Genomic DNA, 4,392 nt, shown 5'->3' with positions numbered 1-4,392 from the left:
ATGCTGGTCGCCGCAGAAGTGCAGGGCCAGTACCCGCAATCGATGCATGCTCAGGGACATCAGGGCGTCGTCATGCAGCCCCAGTTGATCGAATTGTCGGCTCTGCTCCTGGGCCATCCGGTAATGACCGCAACAGAGATTGACCGCCAGGTGACCGGAAATCGCCAGTAACTGGCCAGCCACATCGTTGCACTGTCGGGCCAGGCGGTGGGCGCTGACGAAGGCGCCGACGGTTTCGTCGGTACCCCCCTGCGCGTGATAACAGGCGCTGCCCAGGGCCAGCATGAGGGCCATCTTCAGGCGCGGGCAAGGCTCGGGTGACTGCTCGAGCAAGGCCAGGGCCTTGCGCACATAACCGCCGTGTTCCTTGAGTAGTGACAACTCCTGCCACAGGGGAGTGGACTTCGCGGCCAGGCGTATCGCCAGTGCCTGCGGCCCTTGCGCGTGCAAACCCCAATCGAGGGCTGCACGGATGTCCTCCAGAGCCCGGCCATAGCGCTCGATCCACAGGTCGGTCGAGGTTTTCTCCCAGTCGTCCTGCGCCTGTTGCATCAGCACCAGGCAGCGCTCGGCATGGCGTTCCCGCGTGCCGGGCAGGTCGGCGGTTTGCGCAAGTTTTTCCTGGGCGTAGCCGCGGGTGGTGTCGAGCAGACGGTAGTACACGTCTTCGTCGCCCACTTCCACGTTCAGCAACGACTTGGCGACCAGTTGCGTGATTGAACCGAACACCTCGCGCGGTTCTATATGTTCGCCGACAATCACCGCCGCTGCCGACTCCAGGGTGAAGCCAGCGCAAAACACACTCAGTCGGCGCAGGCAGGTCTTTTCGCAGGCAGTGAGCAGTTCAAAGCTCCAGTCCAATGTTGCACGCAGGGTCTGATGGCGTGCCAGGGGCGTCTGGCAGGACTGGTTCAGCAACCGGAAGCTGCTTTGCAACTGCGCCAGCAAGCCGTGCAATCCGAAGTTGCCGACTTGCGCCGCTGCCAGTTCGATGGCCAGCGGTATGCCGTCCAGTCGATGGCAAATGTCTATCAGCAGCGGCAGTTCATCATCAGTCAGTTCAAAGCTGTCATGACTGGCCATGGCCCGCTCGACAAACAGTTGCAGGGCGGAAAAGGTCATGGCCTGGGCGCGGTCGAGGACGGCGATGGGCGGCGGGCAGTCGAGTGACTCCAGACGCTGGACGAATTCCCCTTCGGCCCGCAGGCTCTCGCGGCTGGTGGCGAGGATGTGCACGTGCGGCGCACTGCGCAGAATGTCTTCGCTGAGCTGGGCAATGGCGTCGACCAAGTGTTCGCAGTTGTCGATGATCAGCAGCATGTGGCGATCGCGCAGAGAGTCTGCAAGTCCGCTCAGGGGAGCGTCGTCGTGCAGGGCCAGTTCGAGTAGCGTCGCCAGATGACCGTTAATCATCAGCGGGCAGTTGATCGGGGCCAGGTCCAGCAGGTGAATGCCGTCCCGGTAGCGACCGATCATTTGTTCGGCGACCCGCAGGGCTACGGTGGTCTTGCCGATGCCGCCGGGGCCGAGGAGGGTGATGAAGCGCTGGCGGGGCAGTTGTTCCATCAGGTTGTCGACCAGGGTCTGCCGGCCGATCATGCGCGTGCGGCGCACCGGCAGGTTATGCCGGCTCGACGCGGTACGTGCGGGCTCCGGCGCTTGCTCGGCCTGCTCCAGTGAATGCGGTGCGACGAAACTGTACCCGCGCTGGGCCACGGTGACGATGTAGCGCTGGCCGGCCTGACCGTCGCCGAGCGCCTTGCGCAACGCGGCCATGTGCACCCGCAGGTTGATGTCTTCGACCACGCTGCTGGGCCAGACCCGGGCGATCAGCTGCTGCTTGCTGACCACGTTGCCGGCGTGCTCAAGCAGGATCAACAGAATGTCCATGGCGCGCCRCCCCAGGCGCAAGGGCTGGTCGGCCTCCATCACCAGGCGTTGTCCGGGGTAGACCCGGTAGGGGCCGAAATGAACAGCCTGTTCGGGGGAAAGGGTCAACGAGTCGCTCCTGCTGCATCCGTCTAATACGCGGTTTTCGAGCATATTCCTCAGGTTTTTTACCCAGCGCAATGCGCCGCCCGGGTGACTGAAGGGGCAGGCATTGACTCTAACGTATCGGCCAATGGCTGTCGGTCCCGTGATCATTGGGCGCGACAGACGGACAGCAGTTGCCGAGGCTTTTTGCGCGCCATGGAAATTTAACAACGTTTAACTCGTCGCGCGTCCGGTCTGCGCCAAAAATCGGTCCTACAAAGGGATTCAATCCATCGCAAGGACAGAGCAATGAGCAACGTGGTGGTGGTCTATCACAGTGGCTACGGGCACACCCGGGTCATGGCCGAAGCCGTGGCCGGGGGCGTGGAACGGCATCTGGGCAGCACCTGCCAGTTGATTCCGGTCGAGGACGTGGACGAGCACTGGGAGCGGCTGCACAACGCCGACGCCATCATCTTCGGCGCGCCGACCTACATGGGCAGCGCCTCGGCGGCCTTCAAGGCATTCATGGAGGCCACGGCGGCGTTCTACCTGGCCCAGCCCTGGCGCGACAAACTGGCAGCCGGTTTCACCAATTCCGGCTGCCTGTGCGGCGACAAACTCAACACATTGCTGCAGATGGCCGTGTTCGCCGCCCAGCACTCGATGATCTGGGTCGGCCTCGACCTGCTGCCGGCGCGCTCCAGCAGCGGTGCGTTCAACGGCCAGCTCAATCGCCTGGGCAGCTCACTGGGCGCCATGGCCCAGTCGAATGTCGAACAATCCCCCGACGATGCCCCTCCGCCCGAGGATCGCTGCACCGCCGCGCACCTGGGCGAGCGTGTGGCGCGCCTGGCGGATCGCATGAACCCGCTACCGGTTTGATTCACACCCCAACCCTCGTTAAGGAGGCATCACCCATGAGCACCTTCACTACCCGCGACGGCGTCGAGATCTACTACAAGGACTGGGGCACCGGTCAGCCGATTGTCTTCAGTCACGGCTGGCCGCTGAACGCCGACAGCTGGGAGTCGCAGATGATTTTCCTGGCCTCCAGGGGCTACCGGGTCATCGCCCACGACCGTCGCGGTCATGGGCGTTCCAGCCAGCCGTGGTCGGGCAATGACATGGACCATTACGCCGACGATCTGGCGCAGTTGATCGAGCTGCTCGATCTGCAAAACGCCGTGCTGTTCGGCTTCTCCACCGGCGGTGGCGAGGTGGCACGTTACATCGGTCGCCACGGCACCGGGCGCGTGGCCAAGGCCGGGCTGATTTCCGCGGTGCCGCCCCTGATGCTCAAGACCGAAGCCAACCCCGGCGGCCTGCCGCTGGACGTGTTCGACGGCATCCGCCAGGCCTCGCTGGCCGACCGTTCGCAGCTGTACGTCGACCTCGCCAGCGGCCCGTTCTTCGGCTTCAACAAACCCGGCGCGAAACCGTCCCAGGGTATGATCGACTGGTTCTGGATGCAGGGCATGATGGCCGGGCACAAGAACGCCTATGACTGCATCAAGGCGTTCTCGGAAACCGACTTCACCGAAGACCTGAAGAAGTTCGACGTGCCGACCCTGGTGGTGCATGGCGACGCGGATCAGGTGGTGCCGTACGAAGCGGCGGGCGTCGCCTCCGCCAGGCTGGTGAAGGGCTCGACCCTGAAGATTTACCCGGGCGCCCCTCACGGTTTGACGGACACCCACAAGGATCAGCTCAACGCTGACCTGTTGGCGTTCTTGAAAGGTTAAAAAGCCGGATCAAAAGATCGCAGGCTTCGCCAGCTCCTACAGGGTTGCGTGCATGCCCGTAGGAGCTGCCGAAGGCTGCGATCTTTTGCTTTTAAGGCCAAGCACCACCTGACTGCGCCACGCAAACGGATTGATGCCTTCGCTGCGGGTGAAGATGTGGCAGAAGTGCGCCTGATCGCAGAAGCCGCATTCAAGGCTGATCTGCGTAAGGCTCATGTCGGTGTACTGGATCAATTGCTTGGCCAGGACAATGCGCTGCTGGCGAATCCAGTCCTGGGGCGAGAGGCCGGTGCTGCACTTGAACGCGCGGGAGAAGTGACTGCGCGAGAGGGCGCAGGCCTGTGCCAGTTCGCTGACTTCCAGGCTGTCGCCCAGGCGTTCGAGGATCAGTTGTTTGACCAGCCGTTCGCGCTGCGGGCTGAGGCCGCCGGTGTGGGTCTTGCGTGGTTCGCTGGCAAGTGCGCGGGCGGTGGTGTGCTGTGGGGAAGCCATGGCCATTGTCCGGTCGGGGGAGGAAAAGCACTGGCGCCCGGTTTGAGCGATCAGCACCGTTACTCTGGAAAAACAGTTCTGCGCTGAGGGCTTCATTGTTGGCGGCGCCCGCTGTGGCTGACGAGTTAAACGTTGTTAATTCCATGCCCGAGGTTGTGAACACAGCACATCGTTGCAAGTG

Annotated in this window: 4 protein-coding genes; 2 read left to right on the top strand and 2 right to left on the bottom strand. The window is 63.1% G+C overall.

Annotated elements, in window-relative coordinates; translation table 11 throughout:
• Positions 1–1,998: ATP-binding protein (locus AC1DVH_RS26850; protein WP_477756340.1), on the bottom strand; the 1,998-nt coding region annotated here is incomplete at its 3' end.
• 285 nt (positions 1,999–2,283) lie between these two features.
• Here AC1DVH_RS26850 and AC1DVH_RS26845 point away from each other — a divergent pair.
• Both AC1DVH_RS26845 and AC1DVH_RS26840 read left to right on the top strand, forming a co-directional pair.
• Positions 2,284–2,859 carry a flavodoxin family protein gene (locus AC1DVH_RS26845; RefSeq protein ID WP_477756339.1) on the top strand — a complete coding sequence of 192 codons (576 nt, stop codon included), beginning with the start codon at positions 2,284–2,286 and terminating at the stop codon, positions 2,857–2,859.
• A 35-nt stretch (positions 2,860–2,894) separates the two neighbouring features.
• Positions 2,895–3,719 (top strand): alpha/beta fold hydrolase, encoded by an 825-nt coding sequence (locus tag AC1DVH_RS26840; RefSeq protein ID WP_477756338.1) that lies wholly within the window; start codon positions 2,895–2,897, stop codon positions 3,717–3,719.
• 36 nt (positions 3,720–3,755) lie between these two features.
• On the opposite strand, the gene AC1DVH_RS26835 is transcribed toward AC1DVH_RS26840, so the two are convergent.
• On the bottom strand, positions 3,756–4,211 hold the full coding sequence (locus tag AC1DVH_RS26835) for a helix-turn-helix domain-containing protein (protein ID WP_477756337.1): 456 nt from the start codon (positions 4,209–4,211) through the stop codon (positions 3,756–3,758).
• Between the last annotated feature and the right edge of the window lie 181 nt (positions 4,212–4,392).

It is taken from the genome of Pseudomonas sp. P4_C3, from assembly GCF_056402075.1.
Note: the sequence above shows the minus strand (reverse complement) of the source record. Positions and strands in the feature narration are given on the sequence as shown.